General features: G+C 58.4%; 17 protein-coding genes. 10 read left to right on the forward strand and 7 right to left on the reverse strand.

Going from position 1 to position 19,070, the window contains the following annotated elements:
- Positions 1–14 precede the first annotated feature (14 nt).
- The 3 genes from AWR26_RS13140 to AWR26_RS13150 are packed head-to-tail and all read right to left on the reverse strand — an operon-like array spanning position 15 to position 3,926.
- Entirely contained in the window at positions 15–1,640 is a 1,626-nt protein-coding gene (locus tag AWR26_RS13140) for an MFS transporter (protein WP_064566446.1), read from the reverse strand.
- Positions 1,637–2,047, reverse strand: coding sequence for a DoxX family protein (locus AWR26_RS13145; RefSeq protein WP_064566448.1), 411 nt, complete (start codon positions 2,045–2,047; stop codon positions 1,637–1,639). Before AWR26_RS13145 ends, AWR26_RS13140 begins: the two co-directional genes overlap by 4 nt.
- Before the next feature lie 4 nt (positions 2,048–2,051).
- Positions 2,052–3,926 (reverse strand): amidohydrolase, encoded by a 1,875-nt coding sequence (locus AWR26_RS13150; protein WP_064566450.1) that lies wholly within the window; start codon positions 3,924–3,926, stop codon positions 2,052–2,054.
- Positions 3,927–4,160: 234 nt separating this feature from the next.
- Here AWR26_RS13150 and AWR26_RS13155 point away from each other — a divergent pair, with 234 nt between their 5' ends.
- From AWR26_RS13155 to AWR26_RS13175, 5 genes are read left to right on the forward strand one after another with little or no spacing between them, the layout of a single operon-like run.
- Positions 4,161–4,847, forward strand: a complete 687-nt coding sequence (locus AWR26_RS13155; RefSeq protein ID WP_007375051.1) for a hydrolase — start codon at positions 4,161–4,163, stop codon at positions 4,845–4,847.
- A 57-nt stretch (positions 4,848–4,904) separates the two neighbouring features.
- Positions 4,905–5,075 carry a DUF1427 family protein gene (locus AWR26_RS13160; protein WP_071892697.1) on the forward strand — a complete coding sequence of 57 codons (171 nt, stop codon included), beginning with the start codon at positions 4,905–4,907 and terminating at the stop codon, positions 5,073–5,075.
- A 4-nt stretch (positions 5,076–5,079) separates the two neighbouring features.
- Positions 5,080–5,346, forward strand: coding sequence for a XapX domain-containing protein (locus tag AWR26_RS13165; RefSeq protein ID WP_064566453.1), 267 nt, complete (start codon positions 5,080–5,082; stop codon positions 5,344–5,346).
- A gap of 16 nt (positions 5,347–5,362) precedes the next feature.
- The gene (locus tag AWR26_RS13170; RefSeq protein WP_064566455.1) at positions 5,363–5,749 is read left to right on the forward strand and encodes a response regulator transcription factor; all 387 of its coding nucleotides are present in this window, start codon (positions 5,363–5,365) and stop codon (positions 5,747–5,749) included.
- Positions 5,746–11,298, forward strand: coding sequence for an AAA family ATPase (locus AWR26_RS13175; RefSeq protein ID WP_064566457.1), 5,553 nt, complete (start codon positions 5,746–5,748; stop codon positions 11,296–11,298). Before AWR26_RS13170 ends, AWR26_RS13175 begins: the two co-directional genes overlap by 4 nt.
- Here the strand turns inward: AWR26_RS13175 and AWR26_RS13180 are convergent.
- Positions 11,295–11,915 carry a response regulator transcription factor gene (locus AWR26_RS13180; protein WP_007375046.1) on the reverse strand — a complete coding sequence of 207 codons (621 nt, stop codon included), beginning with the start codon at positions 11,913–11,915 and terminating at the stop codon, positions 11,295–11,297. The two genes, AWR26_RS13175 and AWR26_RS13180, sit on opposite strands and share 4 nt — an antisense overlap.
- A 448-nt stretch (positions 11,916–12,363) precedes the next feature.
- On the opposite strand from AWR26_RS13180, the gene AWR26_RS13185 reads away from it, so the two are divergent.
- From AWR26_RS13185 to AWR26_RS13200, 4 genes are all read left to right on the forward strand, one after another.
- Positions 12,364–12,531, forward strand: coding sequence for a hypothetical protein (locus tag AWR26_RS13185; RefSeq protein ID WP_167351148.1), 168 nt, complete (start codon positions 12,364–12,366; stop codon positions 12,529–12,531).
- Between the two features lie 174 nt (positions 12,532–12,705).
- Positions 12,706–13,188, forward strand: coding sequence for a GNAT family N-acetyltransferase (locus tag AWR26_RS13190; RefSeq protein ID WP_064569012.1), 483 nt, complete (start codon positions 12,706–12,708; stop codon positions 13,186–13,188).
- Positions 13,189–13,190: 2 nt separating this feature from the next.
- Positions 13,191–13,733, forward strand: a complete 543-nt coding sequence (locus tag AWR26_RS13195; RefSeq protein ID WP_206062528.1) for an NUDIX domain-containing protein — start codon at positions 13,191–13,193, stop codon at positions 13,731–13,733.
- Positions 13,730–14,353: a class I SAM-dependent DNA methyltransferase gene (locus AWR26_RS13200; protein ID WP_064566461.1), complete on the forward strand. Its 624-nt coding sequence runs from the start codon at positions 13,730–13,732 to the stop codon at positions 14,351–14,353. The genes AWR26_RS13195 and AWR26_RS13200 overlap by 4 nt, the downstream gene beginning before the upstream one ends.
- On the opposite strand, the gene AWR26_RS13205 is transcribed toward AWR26_RS13200, so the two are convergent.
- The gene (locus tag AWR26_RS13205; protein WP_064566463.1) at positions 14,326–15,711 is read right to left on the reverse strand and encodes an MFS transporter; all 1,386 of its coding nucleotides are present in this window, start codon (positions 15,709–15,711) and stop codon (positions 14,326–14,328) included. The two genes, AWR26_RS13200 and AWR26_RS13205, sit on opposite strands and share 28 nt — an antisense overlap.
- Before the next feature lie 131 nt (positions 15,712–15,842).
- Between AWR26_RS13205 and AWR26_RS13210 the strand changes: the two genes are divergently transcribed.
- Positions 15,843–16,754, forward strand: a complete 912-nt coding sequence (locus tag AWR26_RS13210) for a LysR family transcriptional regulator (protein ID WP_064566466.1) — start codon at positions 15,843–15,845, stop codon at positions 16,752–16,754.
- Between the two features lie 24 nt (positions 16,755–16,778).
- Here the strand turns inward: AWR26_RS13210 and AWR26_RS13215 are convergent, their stop codons facing one another.
- Together AWR26_RS13215 and AWR26_RS13220 are read right to left on the reverse strand one after the other, a co-directional pair.
- Positions 16,779–18,125: an MFS transporter gene (locus tag AWR26_RS13215; RefSeq protein WP_064566468.1), complete on the reverse strand. Its 1,347-nt coding sequence runs from the start codon at positions 18,123–18,125 to the stop codon at positions 16,779–16,781.
- A gap of 18 nt (positions 18,126–18,143) precedes the next feature.
- Positions 18,144–19,061, reverse strand: a complete 918-nt coding sequence (locus AWR26_RS13220) for a hydroxymethylglutaryl-CoA lyase (protein ID WP_064569013.1) — start codon at positions 19,059–19,061, stop codon at positions 18,144–18,146.
- Positions 19,062–19,070 lie beyond the last annotated feature (9 nt).

Here is a 19,070-nt window from a genome sequence, read left to right on the forward strand (position 1 = left end):
TGGGTTAATACCGTTTATCGCCCGGCGGGCGCAACCAGATGCCGGACAACCGGCGGTTCATCGCCCTGATGAAAAGCCAGCACGCGCTCGCGGATACGTTGATCGTTTACCGTGTGCCGCTCGTGTTGACGTAAATGCTCTATCCACGATCCCATCACCCAGGTTTCGACAAACACACCTGGCTGAACCGCATCCTCATACACCGCCCAGCCCATCGCGCCGGTACGGCGTCTGACGCGGCGCATATCCTGCATCGCAAGGGTGAATTCATGGGCGTCCTGCGGATCAATGCGGTACTCACAACTCACCATCACCGGCCCACGCTCGTGGGGGATGGTGATATTCGCCGTGCCGCCTGCCGGATCGAGAATATCGAGATTCAGCGCGGCATCTTTTTCCAGCCGCCAGCGTAAGACCGTCGTCGCGCCCAGCACCATACCAACGGTGGCCGCACACAGCGACCACGCCACGCCGAATTCCGACGCCAGTTTCCCCCAGATCGCGCTGCCGACGGTCATCGAACCAAAGAACACCGTCAGATACACCGCCAGCGCACGCGCTTTCACCCAGCGGGCGGCGCTGCGTTGCGCACCGACATTCAGTGTCGAGAGCACGGCAATCCAGGAAAAGCCGGTGAAAAATTCAAAGGCATTAAGCAACCAGACGTGGCGGATAAACGCCAGCGCCAGCATGGTGATGGCAAACAGCAGGCTCGCCGCCACCATCATCTGATCGGCATTCAGCCGTTTGCGCAATTTCGGCAGTAGTACCGCGCCGCAAATTGCCCCGACGCCAATACAGGCCAGCATAATGCCGTAACCGCCCGGGCCAAGGCCCAGTTCGCGACGCGCCACCAGCGGCAACATCGCCCAGCCAGCGCTGCCAAACAGAAAGAACGCCACGGTGCGCGCCAGCACATTTTGCAGTACCGGCGCGGCGTGAACGTAGCGCAGGCCGCCACGAATGGCCGTGAAAAAGTGCTCCGGCGGCAGGCGCTGCACGGTGGCTTGCGGTTTCCAGCGGTGCAACACCACCGCCACACCGACCACCGACAGGGCATTAAGCAGGAACACCATCCACGGACCGGCAAACGACAGGATCAACCCACCGAGCGCCGGGCCAATTGCGCGGCTGATATTGATGCCCAGCGAGTTGAGGGCAATCGCCGGGCTCAGCTCCTGCTTATCGACCAGATCCGGCACAATCGCCTGAAAAGCGGGCGAGCTGAGCGCCGCGCCGGTACTGAGTAAAAAGGTTGCCGCCAGCAGCACTGCCGGCGTGACATTGCCGGTAAAAGAGAGCAGGGCCAGCCCGGCAGCGGCACAGAACGACCACACCTGAGAGAAGAGCAGGATCTTGCGTCGCTCGATGATATCGGCCAGCACGCCTGCGGGCAGGACAAACAGGAACATCGGCAGGCTGCTGGCGGCCTGCACCAGCGCCACCGCCAGCGGATCGGCGCTCAGCGAGAGCATCGTCCAGTTCACGCCGATATCGCTCATCCATGAGCCGATGTTGGAGACCACGGTCGCAATCCATAGCATGCGAAAAACGCGCTGATGCAACGGTTGCCACGCAGAGGCGGAAGGTTGAATCGGTGACACTGTCACCGCTGCTTTCAGTTCGTTTTGTTGGGTCATGCAATCGCTCCTTTTGCAGTCCGTCGGATTCGCCAGCTACCAGGGCCAGTCAGCAAAAGCGTAGTAAAGATGATCAGCAGCAGCCAGCCGAACTGCCCTTCGGCAATGGACCAGTCAGGATGCACCGCCAGCATCGCCACCAGCAGCACCACGATGATGGGCACGCAGGCCAGTCGTGTCGCCACGCCCGCAATAATAAACAGCGGGCAGATCACCTCGGCGAAAATCGCGGGCAGCAGGCTCATATAAGGCCCGAGACCAAACGGATCTTCGATACGCGTCAGCTCTTCACTGAAATGGAACACCTTCGGCAGCCCGTGCACATACAACAGTAACAGGCTGCCCGCCAGGCGCAGGAAGAACAGCCCCGCGTCAATACGGGGCGCAAAGTCAGTTGATGTTTTCATAATGTCAGAACGCAAAGCAGCTACAGCCGAGCGCTCCCCAGAACGCGTTCTCATCGGATACCGGCATGGCATTGCCACGGGCGATATCGTGCTGATGAACGTGAACTCCGCACGGGCCGGAACAGTGATGAACACCCGCGGCCAGACCCACACGGGCCGCCTGCGGCGGTGCGCTACGATAATGACCCGGTACCTTGACCACTGGCGACCACTCTGGCACCACCGGAATAGCGGGCGGAGCCAGCGGACCAAACTGACCTGCGGCATAGACAATATCGCCGCCCACTACCGTCAGTACCGACTCAATCCCTTTAATCTCCTCTTCCGGCACGCGGAAGTAGTCCTTGCTCAGAATGGCGAGATCCGCCAGTTGACCCGCTTTGATCTGGCCTTTTTTCCCCTGTTCGCTGGAGAACCAGGCGCTACCCTGCGTCCACAGCAGCAGGGCGGTATCGCGATCGAGGCGGGCGCTGTGATCGTACATCTGCATGCCGCCGACGGTACGGCCGGAAACCAGCCAGTAGAGCGCCGTCCACGGGTTGTAGCTCGCCACGCGGGTGGCGTCGGTGCCCAGACCAACCGGTACACCGTTTTCCAGCATTTTCGCCACCGGCGGCGTCTGTTTGGTGGCCTGCTGGCCGTAGCGCTCAGCGAAATATTCGCCCTGGAACGCCATGCGGTGCTGAACGGCGATACCGCCGCCGAGCGCTTTTACACGTTCGATATTGGCTTCGGTAATGGTTTCCGCGTGATCAAAGAACCAGTGCAGGCCATTGAACGGGATCTCGCGGTTCACTTTTTCGAACACGTCGAGCATGCGGCTGATGGATTCGTTATAAGTCGCGTGCAGACGGAACGGCCAGCGGTGCTCAACCAGATGACGCACCACGCGCTCCAGCTCCTCTTCCATTCCCGGCGCCAGATCCGGGCGCGGTTCGAGGAAATCTTCAAAATCCGCCGCCGAGAAGACCAGCATTTCGCCCGCGCCGTTATGGCGGAAGAAATCGCTGCCCTGGCCCGGCGTCAGCATGTCGGTCCATTTCTCAAAATCTTCCAGTTCATGGCCGGGGCGCTGCGTAAACAGGTTGTAGGCGATGCGGATCGTCATCTGCTTTTTCTCATGCAGTTCGGCGATCACCGCGTAATCTTCCGGGTAGTTCTGGAAACCGCCGCCGGCATCAATGGCGCTGGTCAGCCCCAGACGGTTCAGCTCGCGCATAAACTGGCGGGTGGAGTTAACTTGCTGTTCCAGCGGCAATTTCGGCCCTTTGGCCAGCGTGGCGTAGAGGATCATCGCATTCGGGCGGGCAATCAGCATGCCGGTCGGATTACCGTTGCTGTCGCGCTGGATCTCGCCGCCCGGCGGGTTTGGCGTATCGCGGGTATAACCCACCACTTTCAGCGCCGCGCGGTTGAGCAGGGCGCGATCGTAGAGGTGCAGAATAAAGACCGGGGTATCAGGCGCAGCTTCGTTGATTTCATCCAGCGTCGGCATACGGCGCTCCGCAAACTGGAACTCTGTCCAGCCGCCCACTACGCGCACCCACTGCGGCGACGGCGTGCGCAATGCCTGTTCTTTCAGCATACGTAACGCATCGGCCAGCGACGGAACGCCTTCCCAGCGCAGTTCGAGGTTGTAGTTAAGCCCGCCGCGAATCAGGTGCAGGTGCGAGTCGTTTAATCCGGGGATCGCCGTATGGCCGTGTAAATCGACAACTTTGGTGCCTTCGCCGCGGTATGCCATCACCTCGGCTTCACTGCCCACTTTAACGAATTTTCCGTCACGGATGGCGACCGCGTCGGCGAGCGGGTTTTCGCGATCAACGGTGTGAAACTGGCCATTGAGCAATATCAGTTCTGCATGTGCGAGCAAATCCATACTTCCTCCAGTCTGGCGGCCCTGTTGAGCCGATAAGCATCTGGAATGAATTATGTAAAGCGCGGCGGAGAAAAGACCAGTTGTACCAAAGTATAGGTATACGAAAGGATAGTTATACCATCAGATAATAGTCGGGCCGGGGGAGCGCAGCCTACCATGCAGCCACCGATAGCGAAGCCCTGTCGTTTGCTGTCTGAACGTAGCTCCAGCTCCTTTAACCTAATGGGTGTAAATATGACAACCTCAAAGCTTGAAGTCCTGACCCCGGCTAACTGTCAGTTAATCTTTATCGATCACCAGCCTCAGATGGCCTTTGGCGTACAGTCCATTGACCGCCAGGTTCTGAAAAACAACACCGTTGCGCTGGCGAAAGCCGCCAAAGTGTTCAACATCCCGACCATCATCACCACCGTTGAAACCGAGAGTTTCTCCGGCAATACCTACCCGGAACTGCTGGATGTATTCCCGGAGAAGGACATTCTGGAACGTACTTCTATGAACTCCTGGGACGATCAGAAAGTGCGTGACGCGCTGGCTGCCAACGGCAAACGCAAAGTGGTGGTCTCCGGCCTGTGGACCGAAGTGTGCAACAACACCTTCTCCCTGTGCGCGATGCTGGAAGGCGATTACGAAATCTATATGGTGGCGGACGCCTCTGGCGGCACCTCAAAAGAAGCGCACGACTACGCAATGCAGCGCATGATCCAGGCGGGCGTGATCCCGGTAACCTGGCAGCAGGTGATGCTGGAGTGGCAGCGCGACTGGGCGCACCGCGAAACCTATGACGCAGTGATGGCGATTGTCAAAGAGCACTCCGGCGCCTACGGCATGGGCGTGGATTACGCCTACACCATGGTGCATAAAGCGCCGTCCCGCGCCAAAGCGGGTCACCGCACGCTGGCGCCGGTTCCGGCACGCTAAGCAGCACGCTGGCCGGTATTTGCCGGTCAGCATTTCCCTTTTCGGCAGGAGTTTGCCATGAGTATCGGACTGATTTCCTTTGCCGCAGGCGTGCTGATTGGCGTGATGTACGCGCTGCTGAAGGTACGTTCTCCTGCGCCGCCAGCGATTGCGCTGGTTGGGCTGCTCGGCATGCTGGTGGGTGAAGGGCTGATCGCCACGTTAATGACCCACACAATGGCGGGGTAAACCCATGAAAACCTGGATCGTTTCTCTCCTGGTCGGTCTTCTGGCTGGCGTTATTTATGCTTTACTGGGGGTTCGCTCACCCGCACCGCCGGTGGTTGCTCTACTCGGATTGTTCGGCATGCTGGTGGGGGAGCAACTCGTACCGATAACCCGCCGTCTGCTGGCCCGACAGCCGCTGACTATGGCGTGGTTCCGCCATGAGTGTGTACCGAAAATTAGCGGTGCGCCGCAGCCTGAACCTCCAGACTCGCCGCCGCGCCAGGATACCTGAGGCCAGAGGAAATCGCATGACGCAACCCCGGCGTATTGCCATTGTTGATGATGAACCTTCCGTCCGTAGCGGACTGAGTAATTTGCTGCAATCGGAGGGCTACGCCACGATAGCATTTCCCTCGGCGGAAGCGTTTCTCAACGACGGCCCGGCGCGGCCTGCGATTGCGCTGGTGATCGCGGATCTCAAACTGAAAGGCATGAGCGGCGCAATGATGTTTGAGAGATTGCAGCTTAGCCCGGCACCGCCGCCGGTGATCTTTATCTCCGGCCACGACGACGAAACCTGGCAACGGTACGCGGGCAAACCCGGTGCCGTTGCTTTTTTGCGCAAACCCATCGATATCGATATCCTCCTTGAATATGTTCAGCGTGTGCTGAGCAACAGTGAGGATAATCCATGAGCGACGCTTCACCTCTTCCGTTGTGGCCGGAAACCGGAGAACACAACGCTGGACAGCCTTTTACTGTGCAGGATGACGCCATCTATACGCCGCTGGCGCAGGAAGGATGCATAGCCTGGATGAATGCCCATTACCCGTGGGCCAGTGACGCCTTTATCCTTGCCACCGCCGTCAGCGACGAAGCCGAACCGCGCGCCAGCCAGTTGCTGAAAAATGAGCTGGCGCTGCGCGCGCAACTGGAGAGTAGCTGGGCGGTCACGCCCGTCGCCAGCGCGCAATATCATGGCCGTTTCGCGCTGGTCTATCCGGCATTTGCTTTTGAAACGCTCACCCGGATGATCGCTCTGCCAATGGCCTCCATCGCCAGTTGGCTGGCGCTGGCCTTACGTATCTGCGCGCCGCTGCGCCAGATGCATCGCCGCAATCTCATTCACGGCGATATCAAGCCGGGAAACATTTTTCTCAGCGGGGAGCGCTGCCGTCTCGGCGGATTTGGCCTTGCCACCAGCAGCAGTGAAGCGCAGGCGCAAAACTGGCTGCCGCTTTCCGGCGGCACGCTGGCGTATATGTCACCGGAACACACCACCCGCACCCATCATGCCGTTGACAGCCGCAGCGATCTCTACAGTCTGGGCATTGTTCTGTATGAATTACTGACCGGCGTGCTGCCGTTCGATCTGTCCGAAGGCGGGCAGGCAGAGTGGACGCTGCATCATATTGCCTCTGAACCTGCCGCGCCGCACAGCCTGCGGGAAGGGCTACCGCCGATGCTGTCAACCATCCTGCTGAAGCTGCTGGCCAAATCGCCGGAGAAACGTTACCAGACCATCGATGGTCTGATCGCCGATCTGCGCCGCTGCCAGGCCACGCTGACGCCGGAGCAGGGCATTCCGGCGTTTACGCCCGGTTTACAGGATCGTTCCCCGTCGCTGCATTTTGCCAATACGTTGTACCGTGCGCATCCGCAGGCGGGCGAGCTGGTTGCGGCGCTGGAAGAGGTCAACCACAGCGGCAAACAGATGCTGGTCACCCTTAGCGGCCCGTCCGGGATGGGTAAATCATCGCTGATGGCCTCAGCGCTGAAACTGTTTCTGCAACGCCCGACGCTGATCGCGCTTGGCAAAGTGGAGCAGTACAGCGCGGTGCTGCCGCTTGGCGCGTTAACGGCAGCATTTCGCTCGCTGGCACTGCATTTACTGGGGTTGCCCGCCGAAGAGGTGGCGCGCTGGAAATCGCGGCTCTCCATCGCGCTGGCCGGGTATGAAGGGCTGGCGGTAAGTCTCGCGCCGGAACTGGGTCTGTTGCTGGAGAGTAAACCCGCGCCTTTCGTTGACAGCGTCACGCTGGATGCCCGCGCGCGCTTTAATCATATGGTATTGCGCCTGGTGAGTGTGTTTGCCTCGCCCGGTTGCCCGCTGGTAATACTGATCGACAATCTGCACTGGATCGATGACGCCAGCCTGCAACTGCTGGAGTATCTGTTGCAGCACAGCCACGCCTTGCCGCTGCTGATGGTGGTATCGCACCGCGATCTGCCGTCGCTCGGGGATGAGGAGTTTGCCGCCACGCTCGCACGCCTGCGCAGCGTCGCCCGGCGAACGATGACGTGCGAGCCGCAACCGCTCTCCGCCAAAGCCGTGGCGCGCTGGTTGGCGATCGTTTTTCAGACCCGCCCGGCATCGACCGTTGATCTGGCCAAACTGATCCATGAAAAAACCGGCGGTAATCCGCTGTTTGCCCATGAATTTTTTAAACGCATCGTTGAAGACGGGCTGGTGAGTCATAACAGCTATCAGGGGCGCTGGCACTACGATCTGGCGGCGATTCGCGCCCGTTACTACAGTGAAAACGTCATTAGCCTGGTGCTGCAACAACTGGAACAGATGCCGGAGGAAACCCGTACGCTGCTTGCTCATCTGGCCTGTCTTGGCAGCGCAGGCGAAGTGTTACTGGCAAGCCGCATACTGGAGAGGACGCCTGGCGAGATACGTTTGCACCTGCACCCGGCAGTGTCCGTGCAGTTAATTACCCTCAACGCCGACGAATACGCCTTTACCCATGAGCGCATTCAGCAGGCGGCAAGCGCCTTGCTGTCTTCGTCCGTGTGCCGTCAGTTACATCTGCGGGCCGCCAGCCTGCTGGCCGATGAAGCGCGACAAACCCCTGGTAACGAGATCCTGTTTCGCACCATCCACCATGTCACGGCGGCGATCGACAATATCCAGCCTGCGCCACAGCGGCAGAAGTTCAGCGAACTTTGCGCCCTTGCTGCCCGACAGGCCAGACGCAGCGGGGATTACGCTTCCGCGCTGGGCTATTTACAGACCGCACGCGCGCTCAGCGCCGACAGCGACGATCTCTTCGCGATCGATTTACAGCGGGCAGAGTGCGAACTTCTGTTGGGCCATCTCGCTACCGCACGCGCATCGTGCGAAACGCTGCTGGCCTCGCCGGGCGGGCTGGTGGAAAAAGCCCATGCCGCCAGCGTACTGGCGGAAGTGCATATCCGCCGCTCCAGCTATTCACCAGCGCTCGACACCACGCTGAGCTGGCTCTCCGTGTTCGGTATTCATATAAGCCGACAGCCGGACGATGCCGAGTGCGACGACGCCTGGCAGGAGATCTCCTCCCTTATTGGAACGCACCCCATCAGCACGTTTATGGCATTGCCGCGCATGAACCACCGCGAAACGGATGTGCTGATGAACCTGTTGGGAAGCGCCAGTCTGTACGCCAGTTTTATCTGTCCTCGCCTGCATTTCCTGCTGCTCTGCCGGATACTGCAACTGACGCTGGAGCGCGGGCTGACGGGCGCATCCACCGTCGCGCTGGCGTGGTTTGGCGTCATGATCGGCGAGCGTTATGGCGAGTATGAGCAGGGCTTTCGCTACGGCACGCTGGCGCAGGACCTGGTCACGCGCCACGGTTTTCATGATTACGCCGCTAAAACTCTGGTGGCGCTGGGGCGCAGCAGCGTCTGGATCCAGCCGTTGTCGTATACCGTCCAGTGCGCCAAAAACTGTTTCACCGCTGCGGTTGCGCATGGCGATCTCACCATTGCCTGTTTCGCTTCCTTCCGTGAGGTCACCAACAGCCTGGTCTGCGGCGACCCGCTTGATGTGGTACTGAGTCATATAGAGCGCGGGCTGGCGTTCATACACGAGACGCGTTTTTCGGATATGGATACCATCCTGCTGTTACAACGTCACTTTGTTGAATACCTGCGAACACCCCAGCAGGTATTTAGCGGTAAAGCGGTGCTCCCGGAGTCTCTGCTACCGGCAACACCGCCGCCGCCCATGCTGTTCTGGTTCTGGCTTTATCGCGGAATGGCACACTTTTTTGCCGGGGAATATGCGCAGGCGGAAAGCAGCCTGCTGGAAGCGGGGCGCTTCGCCTGGGCCGCGCCCGGACACGTCAATCTGCTCGATTACCATCTCTACAGCGCGTTGTCGCTGTCGATGCAACTGACACCGGATACCTTTTCCGCCGCGCACCGCCAGCGTCTTAATCAGCACTACAACCCGATCGCACGCTGGGCGCGACTCAATCCGTCGACCTTCAGCGACAAAGAGGCGCTGCTGTACGCCGAGATCGTGCGGCTCGATGGGATGAACAGTATCGCCATTGGTCAGTATGAGAAAGCCATCAAGCTGTCGCGCGAAGCGGGCTTTAACCCGAGCAACGCGCTGGCGCACGAACTGGCCGGGCACTTTGCCCGCACCTGCGGTTATCCTACGATTGCCGATGCCTGGTTTCGCGGGGCAATCGCCGCCTGGGGCCGCGTCGGCGCGCACGGCAAAGTGCGCCAGCTCGAACAGACGCACCCGCACCTTGTCGCGAAAGCGGCCAGCACGCCGTATGACACCATTGCTTTTGCGCAAAATGATGAAATTCGCGATCTGCAAAGCATTATCAAGGCCTCACGCGCACTCTCCGAAGAGATCAATCTTGAGCGGCTGATCCAGATCCTGATGACCATGCTGCTGGAGCGGGCAGGTGCACAGCGCGGCCTGTTAATCCGCGTGCTGGATGACACTATCCCGTTGATTGAAGCCAGCGCGCACACCAGCAACGAAGGGGTGCGCGTACAGGTACTAAACGAAACGCCGCTGGCAACGGATTTACCGCTGTCGGTGCTGGCGGCGGTGATCCGCACCGGGCAGGAGATCCGCACCGGCAGGCCGGAAGAGTACAGCCCGTTCAGCCAGGATCCCTATCTGGTGACCTCTGGCGCGGCCGTAATGTGCGTGCCGATGTTTAAACAGGCTCGGCTGGTGGGGGCGCTCTATCTGGAAAATCGCCTGATGCCAGACGTGTTTACCGCCGGGCACTCCCGGGTGGTAAACCTGCTTGGCGCACATGCAGCGGTTTCGCTGGAAACGGCGCGTCTGTACGCCGAACTACTGGAGGAGAATATTCAGCGCCGCCGGGTGGAAAAAGAGCTGCGTGCCAGCCAGACCTCGTTGATGCTCGGCGAGCAGATTAGCCACACCGGAACCTGGCGCTGGGAGCTGGAGCAGGATCTGATGCATATGTCGGATGAGTATGCACGCATCCTGGGGCTACCGGAGAAACGCAAGCTGATCTCGATGGCCGAGTTTCTCACCTATGTGCATCCTGACGACCACGCGCACATCAGTGCGCTGGTGACCCGCAGCGTCGCGCAGGGGTTAACCATGCAGGCGGAATTCCGTATTATCCGCGCCGACGGCGAGGTGCGTTATATTCTCGGCATTGGCGATCCGGTAGCGGCCAGCGGTGAAACGGTGCATGAATACTTTGGCACCATTACCGATATCACCGCCCAACGGCAAAATGAAGATGCAGTACGCGTGGCGCAGGCCGAACTGGCGCGCGTTTCGCGGGCAACCACCGTCGGGCAACTCACCTCGTCAATTGCCCATGAGATTAACCAGCCGCTGATGTCAATTGTCTCCAATGCGGGTGCCAGCCTGCGCTGGCTTAACCGCGATCCGCTGCCGATTGAAAACATCCGTAGCGGGCTGGAGGAAATTATTAGTGAAGGGCAACGCGCAGGCGAGGTGATCCGCAGCCTGCAATCTCTGACGCGCCGCCAGCCGCCGGTGTTTGAACGCCTCGATCTGCACGCGCTGCTGCACCATATTCTGACCCTGTCGCGCAGCGAACTTGAGCGGCGGCATATTGCTGTCGATTACCGGTTACAGGCCGCCAACAGCCTGTTTTGCGGCGACAGCGTGCAGATCCAGCAAGTGCTGTTGAACCTGGTGATGAATGCCATTGAAGCGATGGCCGAGGTGGATTCGCGCCCGCGGGTGCTGACGCTCAGCACGCAGAACCCGCAGCCGGGTGAACTGCTGTGCGCCATTGCCGATACCGGCAGCGGAATGGATGCCGAAGTGCAGGCCCGGCTGTTTGAATCGTTCTACACCACTAAAGCGCAGGGAATGGGGATGGGGCTGACCATCAGTTACACCATTATTGAACGGCATCAGGGGAAACTGACCGCGCAGGCAAGAACGCCGTTTGGCAGTCTGTTCTCCTTTACCTTGCCCGCCAGCGATTAACGGCTGCGGGACTTGGCGATTTGCAGGCTTCCGGCGGCATGCACCAGATCCGCCAGCGAGCGGGCCTGCATTTTGTCCATCACCCGGCGGCGATGCACTTTGACGGTGATTTCACTGACGCCCAGCTCGGCGGCGATCTGCTTATTCAGCAAGCCGCTGATCGCCAGTTCAAACACTTCCTGTTCGCGCGGCGTTAAAGAGAGGTGGCGCTGCTTGAGCGCGAAGTTCGCCTGCTGCTGTTCAAACTCCTGCTCGGCGCCTTTCAGGGCATCCACCACCGCAGCCAGCAAACGCTCCGGCTCCACCGGTTTAGTCAGAAACTCACGCGCACCGGCTTTCATTGCCTGAACGGTTAGCGGAATGGTGCCAAACCCCGTCAGAAAGATAATTGGCAGCTCGCGCCCGCGATCTTTTAACGCGCTGGCAACATCAAAACCATTCACCACCGGCATGTTTAAATCGAGGATCAAACAGGCCGGAACGCCGACAAGGGGATGAGAGAGAAATGACTCCGCAGACGCGAAGTCGATGGCGCGGTAACCTTCGGATGCCAACAGCCGGACAATTGATTTTCTGACGGCATTATCATCATCGACAACATAAACGACAGGTTCCATGATCTTTCGGCCTCACAGGGGCGACGAGCCTGAAAATGCACGTCTTTCAGTTTGCAGGCTGATACTGATAACATAATTTTTAACCGGATGAAATAACGAGAAATTCCTTACAAACTGTGTGATTTTTATTCAGGTAAACAGCGATTTTTCACGCTAGTTGACGGCATCGTTTCTCAGCGCGACTTTCGAATGAAATTTGCGCTAAGGCATTGAATGTTGCACATCGTTTAATCAAATGTTGCGTAAATGGCGTTACTGTCAACCAACGCAATCATCTCCTGCTTTACCATCTCACCGCAAAAAAATAAGATTAATCCTACGCTGACAACCCTTACGCCAGTACAGCGCAAAACACAGCGAATCAGATAGCCATAATGTTTTCAGGCTACGGTTCCATGTTAGGTTTCACAGGGCACCATGAAACTCGTAATACAAAAGGAGATGTATTATGAAAAAATTCAACGCATTACTCTCAATTCTGTTATTTGGATTATCGATGAATATCGCGGCAGCGCCCCCGGAAAGGAGCAGCGAACCTGACTGGAACGAGGTGTGTCATATCCTTTGCCTGGCCGGTGAAGGCGGAGCTGCCTGCAACTGCGATCTCATTCCCTGATTGCCGCCAGCCGTAACCCCGAAGGAGATGGCAAATTCAGGCGCCATCTCCTTTTTATTGGGTGCTGCATTCTCTGGCAGACGCCTTTCCCTGAATGTTGCGGGCGAAAAAAAACCGAACACAGCGCAGGCTGGTATTGATATGGTAAATATCATTTTCAGCAAAGGAGCGCCTATGACGATCAGACTGGCAGTGCCTGAAGAAGCCGAAACGTTGTGGCACATTCGCAACGCAGCGATCCAGCAGGGGTGTAAAGCGGTCTATTCACCGGAGGTGATCGAGGCCTGGACACCGCAAGCCATGCCGGACAATTACCGCGTGGTGATCGAAGAGAACCCGTTCTATGTTGCCGTCACGCCGGAGAATATCCCCGTTGCCAGCGGGTATCTCGATCTGCGCACCGGCAGTGTGGAAGCCATTTTCACTCTGCCGCAGTGGAGCGGCAGAGGTCTGGCCTCGGCCATCATCGCTGCGCTGAAGCAGGAAGCGCGACGTCGCGGTTTTACCCGCCTGACGCTGGCATCAACGCCGAATGCCTGCCGTTTCTATCAGCAGCAGGGCTTTCGCGTTATCCAGGAAAACCGGTATCACTCAAAAATGGCGCGAGCCGATCTGCGCTGCTTCGATATGGAATGCGAACTGATCCCAGGAGAATAATGATGTCCGACATCAAAACCCTCGCCAGCACCGAAGTTTACCGCAATAAATGGATGCGCCTGCGTGAAGACCGTATTCTGCGCGCCGACGGCAATGAAGGGATCTATTCCGTGGTGGAGAAACCCGACTTCGTGGTGATCATTGCCCGCGAGGACGATGCGCTGTACATCGTTGAGCAGTACCGTTACCCGATTGGCAAACGCACTCTCGAACTGCCGCAGGGATCGTGGGAGTGCGCGCCTGACGAAGATCCGCTGCGCGTCGCCGCCGGGGAACTTCAGGAAGAGACCGGGCTGGTGGCCGGGCGTATGCGCCATGTCGGCTATCAAAAACTGGCGCAGGGCTACTCCAGCCAGGGTTACCATATCTTTCTCGCAGAAGATCTGACCCAGCATCAAACCTCGCTGGATCAGGAAGAAGTCGGCCTGACGGCGCGTAAGATAACACTGCGCGAATTTGAAGCGCTGATCGCCGAAGGCGCAGTCAGCGACGCTACGTCGGTTACTGCGTATCTGCTGGCGAAGCTGAAAGGGATGCTGTCATGAGTCGCTCTGAGGCCGCCAGCGCCATTCTTTCCCTCTATCAACGCCACGCCGCTGCGTTCGCGCAGCAACGTTCGCAAACGCTGTTTGAAAAAAGCTGGCTGGAGAAATTCGCCGCGTGCTTACCGGAGAATGGGCGGATTCTGGATATTGGCTGCGGCAACGGTCAACCCATCGCCGCATGGTTTATCGCCCAGGGCTTTCATCTCACCGGCGTGGACGGCGCGCCAGCGATGCTGGAAAGGGCCCGGCAGACGTTTCCGTCTGCGCGCTGGGTTCACCAGGATATGCGCCAGCTTGCGCTGGCGCAAACCTTCGACGGCCTGATCGCCTGGGACAGCTTTTTCCATCTGACGCAGAACGATCAGCGCAGCATGTTTGCCCGCTTTGCCCGCCACAGCCATCCTGGCAGCGTGCTGATGTTTACCAGCGGGCCGGAGGACGGTATCGCCATCGGACAATTTGAGGGCGAGCCGCTGTATCACGCCAGCCTCGCGCCTGAAGAGTACCGGCAACAACTGGCGGCAATCGGCTTTCGCGTGCTGGAGATGCGGGCGGAAGATCCCGACTGCGGCGGCCACACGGTCTGGCTGGCTCAGCGCACGGCCGGAGCCGACAACTGACGCAGGCGGCTCAGACTGAAGGCGATTGCCAGCAGCGTCGCCATCATCGCCAGCCACAATCCCAGCCGTATCGCCAGCGCTTCCTGCGTTGGCGAGCAGAGCGCCAGCATCACGCCCACCAGTGCCGCGCCAAGGCACTGTCCAAAGGTGCGCACAATGGCTAATACGCCGGAAGCATAGCCGCTGTGTTCGCGTGAGGCGCTGGCCAGCATCTCCCGGTTATTCGGGCTTTGAAAACAGCCGAAGCCCATCCCGCAGATCAGCCCACGCAGGCTGATATCCCACGCCGCTGCATTTTGCGGTAGCAGCGCCAGCAGCAGCAATCCAACGGCGAACAGCAGTAACCCGGCAGTGGCAATTTTTGCGGGCGCATAGCGATCTGCCAGCCGCCCGGCATGCGGTGCCACCAGAATGATGCCGACTGGCCAGGCGGTAAACAGCAAAGCCGAGGTAAAGGCGCTGTAGCCATAAACATTCTGAAAGAGAAACGGCAGCGCGACAAAAGTCACGCCCTGGCTGATAAACGAGGCCAGCGAGGTGAGTGCGGCAAGAGAGAAACGGGACGAGGCAAAAAGCCCCAGCGGCAGCAACGGTTGCGGCGCTCGCTGTTGACGGCGCACAAACGCCAGCCCGCTCGCCACCGCAACCACAGCAAAAGCGGTGCCCGTCCAGGATGTGGCCGTCGACGCCATGATGGCCGCCCCCAGCATCAGCGCCGAGAACAGCGCGCCCTGCACATCAAACGGCCCGCTGACGCTGGCAGTTTTTCCTGGAATGACGCGCAGGGCAAATGCCAGTGCGATAGCGCCCAGCGGAATATTGATGGCAAATAACCATTGCCAGCTCAGCTCGCTCAGCAGCGCGCCGCCAATGACAGGTGCAACAGCCGTGCTGGTGGCAATCAGCAGGGCGTTGATGCCGAGAATGCGCCCCAGCAGACGAGTGGGAAAAATTGAACGCAGGATGGCCGGTGCAATACTGAGCGTGGCCGCGCCGCCAATCCCTTGCAATACGCGCATGGTCACCAGCATCGGCAGCGATGGGGATAACGCGCACCCCAGCGACGCCAGCGTAAACAGCAGTAACCCACTGGCAAACAGCGTACGAAACCCCATGCGGGCGGCCAGCGCAGCAAAAATAGCCAGCGTCATCGCAGCAGAAAGCAGATAGCCATTCGCTACCCAGACGGCGTCCCCGGCAGAGACATGCAGAGAACGGGCGATTTGCGGCAGGGCGATATTCACCATCGCGCCATCAAAAACGGCCATCGTGGTGCTGGTCATCAGCGCAATCAGCGCCAGCGCGCGCTGGCGACCCGCTAACCCTTCATCGCCCGGCAAATCTGTAAACAATTCCATCATGACCTCAGAATAAGTTGTGCTTGCATTAACTCTACTTTCGCGGGATACATGGCGGAAGACGCAGCAGTTGCATTGATATAGTGCAGCAAACGCCATATCTACTTCTTCTCTATGGAAAACAACCTGCTATGACACAACCGGACCTGAATCTGCTGTTTGCGCTGGATATTCTGCTGGCCGAAAGAAGCGTTGCCGCCGCCGCCCGACGATTGGGGCTGAGCGCATCGGCGATGAGCCGCACGCTGAGCCGCCTGCGGGAAACTACCGGCGATCCGCTGCTGGTACGGGCGGGGCGGACAATGGTGCTGACGCCTTATGCCGAAGCCATTCGCGAACGCACGCAAAACGCCGTTTTCGAAGCGCGGGCGGTATTGCGCCCGGCAACGCCGTTGCTGGACATTGCCAGCCTGCGCCAGATGTTTACGCTACGAGCCAATGACGGTTTTGTTGAAGCCTTTGGCCCGACGTTGATTGCGCAAGCCGCTGCCATTGCGCCAGGCGTAACGCTGCGCTTTACGCCGAAAGCAGAGAAAAGCGATAAACCGCTACGCGAAGGGCGGGTCGATCTGGAGATTGGCGTGCTGGGGGAAATGGGGCCGGAAATCCGCGTGCAGGCACTGTTTCGCGATCGTTTTGTCGGTGTGGTCAGAAGCGGCCATCCACTGGCGCAACAGCAGACAGTGAGCGCCGAACAGTATGTCTCGTTTGCGCACGTTATCGCCTCACGGCGCGGGCTGCTGAGCGGGCCGGTGGATGAAGGGCTAGCCGATGCCGGGCTGCAGCGCAACATCGCCGCCGTGGTGCCGGGTTTTCCGGCGGTGTTGGCGGTAGCGCGCGCTACTGATTTGATCGCGCTGGTTCCGGCCTCGTTCCTGATGAATAAGGCGACAAGCGAGGGGTTATGGATGTTTGAACTGCCGGTCAAAACCCGCGGCATCACCGTTTCACAGCTCTGGCATCCGCGTTCGGAAGTTGACCCGGCGCACCGCTGGCTGCGGCAGTTTGTGCTGAACGTTTGCCGCACGTTGCGGCCAGAGTGAAAAGGGGGCTTTCGCCCCCGATGTTTAACGGCGCACCACCGTGACCTCTTTCGGTAACGGTTCAATCACCGTGGCAACGAGTATAAAACACAACACGCAGAAGCCGGTCATGGCGATAAACACCGCATCCCAGTTCCAGCGATCAAGGATGACACCGACAATCAGCGGCATGCACATGCCACCGAGTTGTCCGCCCATATTGATCACGCTGTAGGCAACGGGATAGATCTCTTTACTGGCGCGGCCCATGGCATACACCGAATAGGCGGAATAACCGAGAGAGAGCATCAGCCCGAGCATAAACAGCATCAGCGAAAGAACAGCCTTGCTTTCAGGAGCAAACACCAGCGAATACATAGTGAAAATCGTCGCGCCTGCGCTCAGCAGCATCAACGGCTTACGCCTTTTATTCAGTACCCGGTCTGAAAGCACACCGCCGAGAAAATTACCCAGCACAGTGCCGAGAAAAGGCGCGGCGGCCAGCGCGGCGGAACTGGTAAGATCGAAGCCGCGTTCGGTGATCAAGTATTTCGGCAGCCACGACATCAGTACGCTGACAATGCCAACCATTGAGAAGTAGCCTAACGCCACACCGTAAATATCCCAGCACCTGAATACCTGCTTCGAGGTGGTGAGTTCCTCCACCTGGCGGGTGCGGATCAGCGTGTCCAGCCAGCAGTAGCGGAAGCGGGCTTTCTGCGGCGCCTCTCCGGGTTGTTGCGCCTTACCCGGTAACTCGTCGCGAATATATGCCGCCTCCTGTTTGTTCACAAAGCGGCTCTCTTCTGGAGTGTTGCGCACCATGAAATACCAGAAGATAGACAACAGAAGCCCGGGGATGGCGAAAAAGACAAAGATATAGCGCCAGCCCCACGTCATGATGATCCACGCGCACAGGGCGGGAACAATCAGCGGGCCAAACTTTGAACCCGCAAGAAACAGACCGGTAGCAGTGCCTTTTTCTTTCGCCGGAAACCACTGATTGATGGTCACCGTCGAGCCGATCACCACCGGCGCTTCGCTGACGCCGACAAAGAAACGCAGCAATTTCAGCACCAGCACATTATTCACCACGCCCATTAAGGCGGTAAAAAAGGAGGTCAGAAACATGCCGAGCGCAAACGCCTTCCGCATACCATATTTTTTAATGACATACCCGGCCGGAATTTGAAATAGCGCATAGCCAGCAAAGAACAAACTAATTAATAACCCGGCCAGAGTATTGGAGAGATTAAATTCCTCCTGAATAAAGGGTAGGGCAAAACCGATATTTGCCCGATCGGCATTTGCAACAGTATAAATGACAAAAATAAAGCTCATTACCCACCATCTGTAATGCGTCATGGTGGGTTTACCGCTGTTATTGTTCATGGTGTATTCCCTGAGTATTCAGCGTTGCGGTGGGTAAAAATCAAACTCCCGGTACGTTCTTGCCCGCGATAAACTGCTTAATAATGCTGGCTCAATCGATTCGCGAATTAACGCAGAGACTTCCAGCAGCGCATCGAGTGATATTCCGCAATCGAACCCCATGCGGGAAAACATATTTACCGCATCTTCTGTCGCGGCATTTCCGGCGGCACCCGGCGCGAAAGGACAACCCCCCAGACCGCCAACCGCCGTTTCAAAGCGCGTCACGCCGTTTTGCAAACCAGCCATCATGTTGGCCAGCGCCATACCGTGCGTGTTATGCATATGCAGGCCGATATCGAGATGCGGGAACCGGGCGCTGACGCGTTGCAGGAGATCTGCGGTTTGCAGCGGATTCGCCACGCCGATGGTGTCGCACAGCGTAATGTGGTGAATGCCAAGATCCCCGGCAAAATGGATCATCTCCAGCAGCGTGTCAGTGCTGGTAGCGCCGATAAAAGGGCAACCAAACGCGGTGGCAAGCGACAGCGAAATCTCCAGATCCGGATGCGCCTGGCGAATGACGGCCAGCTCATCCAGCGATTGCTGGTGCGTACGGTTAATATTGGCGCTGTTATGCGCCGGGCTGACGGAGATAACATAATTGACGTGCGAGATGTGATTCTCCACGGCTAATTGCGCTCCCCGGTTATTCGGCACCAGCACCCAGGGCGTTATCGTCGGGTGATGTTCAAGCACATGGGCAATGACCTGTTTCGCATCCGACATTTGCGGGATCGCTTTCGGGCTGACCATCGACGTTATTTCGATGTTTTTCGCACCGGCAGCGATCAGGTGATCGATAATACGAATTTTCAGTTCAGTTGGAATCGGCTGCTTAATATTCTGGAAGCCGTCTCGCGGTCCGACTTCGGTAAGTTGAATAAATTTTCCCATGGTGTTGGC

Source organism: Kosakonia oryzae, assembly GCF_001658025.2.
GTDB lineage: Bacteria > Pseudomonadota > Gammaproteobacteria > Enterobacterales > Enterobacteriaceae > Kosakonia > Kosakonia oryzae.

What these genes read in the sequence shown, in the direction of transcription:
- AWR26_RS13180 (WP_007375046.1), bottom strand. Translation starts at nt 11,915, where the DNA reads ATGGAACCTGTCGTTTATGTTGTCGATGATGATAATGCCGTCAGAAAA.
- AWR26_RS13145 (WP_064566448.1), bottom strand. Translation starts at nt 2,047, where the DNA reads ATGAAAACATCAACTGACTTTGCGCCCCGTATTGACGCGGGGCTGTTC.
- AWR26_RS13170 (WP_064566455.1), top strand. Translation starts at nt 5,363, where the DNA reads ATGACGCAACCCCGGCGTATTGCCATTGTTGATGATGAACCTTCCGTC.
- AWR26_RS13215 (WP_064566468.1), bottom strand. Translation starts at nt 18,125, where the DNA reads ATGAACAATAACAGCGGTAAACCCACCATGACGCATTACAGATGGTGG.
- AWR26_RS13195 (WP_206062528.1), top strand. Translation starts at nt 13,191, where the DNA reads ATGTCCGACATCAAAACCCTCGCCAGCACCGAAGTTTACCGCAATAAA.
- AWR26_RS13200 (WP_064566461.1), top strand. Translation starts at nt 13,730, where the DNA reads ATGAGTCGCTCTGAGGCCGCCAGCGCCATTCTTTCCCTCTATCAACGC.
- AWR26_RS13185 (WP_167351148.1), top strand. Translation starts at nt 12,364, where the DNA reads ATGAAAAAATTCAACGCATTACTCTCAATTCTGTTATTTGGATTATCG.
- AWR26_RS13220 (WP_064569013.1), bottom strand. Translation starts at nt 19,061, where the DNA reads ATGGGAAAATTTATTCAACTTACCGAAGTCGGACCGCGAGACGGCTTC.
- AWR26_RS13190 (WP_064569012.1), top strand. Translation starts at nt 12,706, where the DNA reads ATGACGATCAGACTGGCAGTGCCTGAAGAAGCCGAAACGTTGTGGCAC.
- AWR26_RS13150 (WP_064566450.1), bottom strand. Translation starts at nt 3,926, where the DNA reads ATGGATTTGCTCGCACATGCAGAACTGATATTGCTCAATGGCCAGTTT.
- AWR26_RS13210 (WP_064566466.1), top strand. Translation starts at nt 15,843, where the DNA reads ATGACACAACCGGACCTGAATCTGCTGTTTGCGCTGGATATTCTGCTG.
- AWR26_RS13205 (WP_064566463.1), bottom strand. Translation starts at nt 15,711, where the DNA reads ATGGAATTGTTTACAGATTTGCCGGGCGATGAAGGGTTAGCGGGTCGC.
- AWR26_RS13140 (WP_064566446.1), bottom strand. Translation starts at nt 1,640, where the DNA reads ATGACCCAACAAAACGAACTGAAAGCAGCGGTGACAGTGTCACCGATT.
- AWR26_RS13175 (WP_064566457.1), top strand. Translation starts at nt 5,746, where the DNA reads ATGAGCGACGCTTCACCTCTTCCGTTGTGGCCGGAAACCGGAGAACAC.
- AWR26_RS13160 (WP_071892697.1), top strand. Translation starts at nt 4,905, where the DNA reads ATGAGTATCGGACTGATTTCCTTTGCCGCAGGCGTGCTGATTGGCGTG.
- AWR26_RS13155 (WP_007375051.1), top strand. Translation starts at nt 4,161, where the DNA reads ATGACAACCTCAAAGCTTGAAGTCCTGACCCCGGCTAACTGTCAGTTA.
- AWR26_RS13165 (WP_064566453.1), top strand. Translation starts at nt 5,080, where the DNA reads ATGAAAACCTGGATCGTTTCTCTCCTGGTCGGTCTTCTGGCTGGCGTT.